The 2,969-nt window shown below is 34.7% G+C and carries 1 protein-coding gene; it reads right to left on the minus strand.

Annotated features, from left to right (window positions below):
• The coding region (locus I0K12_RS21890; RefSeq protein WP_196890314.1) for a beta strand repeat-containing protein at window positions 1-2,969 on the minus strand (2,969 nt) is incomplete at both ends.

Genomic DNA, 2,969 nt, shown 5'->3' on the forward strand with positions numbered 1-2,969 from the left:
TTCCAAAATCAATTCCAGTATCTGTAACAGAAATATTACTTAAAGTCACATTTCCATTATTTGAAACAACAACCGTATATGTGATTATATCTCCTGCATTTAAAACACCATCTGCTCCTAAATCTAAAACATCATTTGTTGTAATCTCAATACTTCCATTTTGGTTTAAAGTAGTAACTGTCGGATCTTCCGTTTCTGTTGTCCCATCCTCTGGATCATCTGATAAAGTATCTTCAATAATCGTTACACCATCAGGTAAAGTTGAAGTTACAGAAGACTGCACTGTATAATTTCCAGCATCAATATCTGCTTGCGTAATTATGTAAGTTCCAGTAAATGTTTCTGAAGTTCCTACTGCTAAATTAGCAACTGTCGTAGGATTCATTCCAAAATCAATTCCAGTATCTGTAACAGAAATATTACTTAAAGTCACATTTCCATTATTTGAAACTACAACTGTATAAGTGATTACATCTCCTGCATTTAAAACGCCATCCGCTCCTAAATCTAAAGCATCGTTTGTTGTAATTTCGATACTTCCGTTTTGGTTTAAAGTAGTAACTGTCGGATCTTCCGTTTCTGTTGTCGCATCTTCCGGATCATCAGAAAGTGTATCTTCAATAACTGTGACACCATCAGGTAAAGTTGAAGTTACAGAAGATTGCACTGTATAATTTCCAGCATCAATATCTGCTTGCGTAAGCACGTAAATTCCTGTAAATGTTTCTGAAGTTCCTACTGCTAAAGAAGCAACTGTTGTAGGATTCATTCCAAAATCAATTCCAGTATCTGTAACAGAAATATCACTTAAAGTCACATTTCCATTATTTGAAACAACAACTGTATAAGTGATTATATCTCCTGCATTTAAAACACCATCTGTTCCTAAATCTAAAACATCATTTGTTGTGATCTCAATACTTCCGTTTTGGTTTAAAGTAGTAACTGTCGGATCTTCCGTTTCTGTTGTTGCATCTTCTGGATCATCAGAAAGTGTATCTTCAATAACTGTGACACCATCAGGTAAAGTTGAAGTTACAGAAGATTGCACTGTATAATTTCCAGCATCAATATCTGCTTGCGTAATTATGTAAGTTCCTGTAAATGTTTCTGAAGTACCAACTGCTAAAGTACCAACTGTTGTAGGATTCGTTCCAAAGTCAATTCCTGTATCTGTAACAGAAATATCACTTAAAGTCACATTTCCATTATTTGAAACAACAACTGTATAAGTAATTATATCTCCTGCATTTAAAACGCCATCTGCTCCTAAATCTAAAACATCATTTGTTGTAATCTCAATATTTCCGCTTTGGTTTAAAGTAGTAACTGTCGGATCTTCCGTTTCTGTTGTCCCATCCTCTGGATCATCTGATAAAGTATCTTCAATAACTGTGACACCATCAGGTAAAGTTGAAGTTACAGAAGACTGCACTGTATAATTTCCTGCATCAATATCCGCTTGTGTAAGTACATAAGTTCCCGTAAATGTTTCTAAAGTACCAACTGCTAAAGTACCAACTGTTGTAGGATTCATTCCAAAGTCAATTCCTGTATCTGTTACTGAAATATCACTTAAAGTCACATTTCCATTATTTGAAACAACAACTGTATAAGTAATTATATCTCCTGCATTTAAAACACCATCTGTTCCTAAATCTAAAACATCATTTGTTGTAATCTCAATATTTCCGCTTTGGTTTAAAGTAGTAACTGTCGGATCTTCCGTTTCTGTTGTCACATCTTCTGGATCATCAGAAAGTGTATCTTCAATAACTGTGACACCATCAGGTAAAGTTGAAGTTACAGAAGATTGCACTGTATAATTTCCAGCATCAATATCTGCTTGCGTAAGCACGTAAATTCCTGTAAATGTTTCTGAAGTTCCTACTGCTAAAGAAGCAACTGTTGTAGGATTCATTCCAAAATCAATTCCAGTATCTGTAACAGAAATATCACTTAAAGTCACATTTCCATTATTTGAAATAACAACCGTATATGTGATTATATCTCCTGCATTTAAAACTCCATCCGCTCCTAAATCTAAAACATCATTTGTTGTGATTTCAATACTTCCGTTTTGGTTTAAAGTAGTAACTGTCGGATCTTCCGTTTCTGTTGTTGCATCTTCTGGATCATCAGAAAGTGTATCTTCAATAACTGTGACACCATCAGGTAAAGTTGAAGTTACAGAAGATTGTACTGTATAATTTCCAGTATCAATATCTGCTTGCGTAAGCACATAAGTTCCTGTAAATGTTTCTGAAGTACCAACTGCTAAAGTACCAACTGTTGTAGGATTCGTTCCAAAGTCAATTCCAGTATCTGTTACTGAAATATCACTTAATGTTACATTTCCATTATTTGAAACAACAAGCGTATAAGTGATTATATCTCCTGCATTTAAAACGCCATCCGCTCCTAAATCTAAAACATCGTTTGTTGTAATCTCAATACTTCCATTTTGGTTTAAAGTAGTAACTGTCGGATCTTCCGTTTCTGTTGTCGCATCTTCCGGATCATCTGAAAGTGTATCTTCAATAACCGTGACACCATCAGGTAAAGTTGAAGTTACAGAGGATTGTACTGTATAGTTTCCAGTATCAATATCTGCTTGCGTAAGCACATAAGTTCCTGTAAATGTTTCTGAAGTTCCTACTGCTAAATCTGAAATAGTCGTTGGATTCATTCCAAAGTCAATTCCTGTATCTGTAACAGAAATATCACTTAAAGTCACATTTCCATTATTTGAAATAACAACCGTATATGTGATTATATCTCCTGCATTTAAAACTCCATCCGCTCCTAAATCTAAAACATCATTTGTTGTGATTTCAATACTTCCGTTTTGGTTTAAAGTAGTAACTGTCGGATCTTCCGTTTCTGTTGTTGCATCTTCTGGATCATCAGAAAGTGTATCTTCAATAACTGTGACACCATCAGGTAAAGTTGAAGTTACAGAAGATTGC

The sequence above is a fragment of the Aureivirga sp. CE67 genome (genome assembly GCF_015767245.1).
Taxonomy (GTDB): domain Bacteria; phylum Bacteroidota; class Bacteroidia; order Flavobacteriales; family Flavobacteriaceae; genus Aureivirga.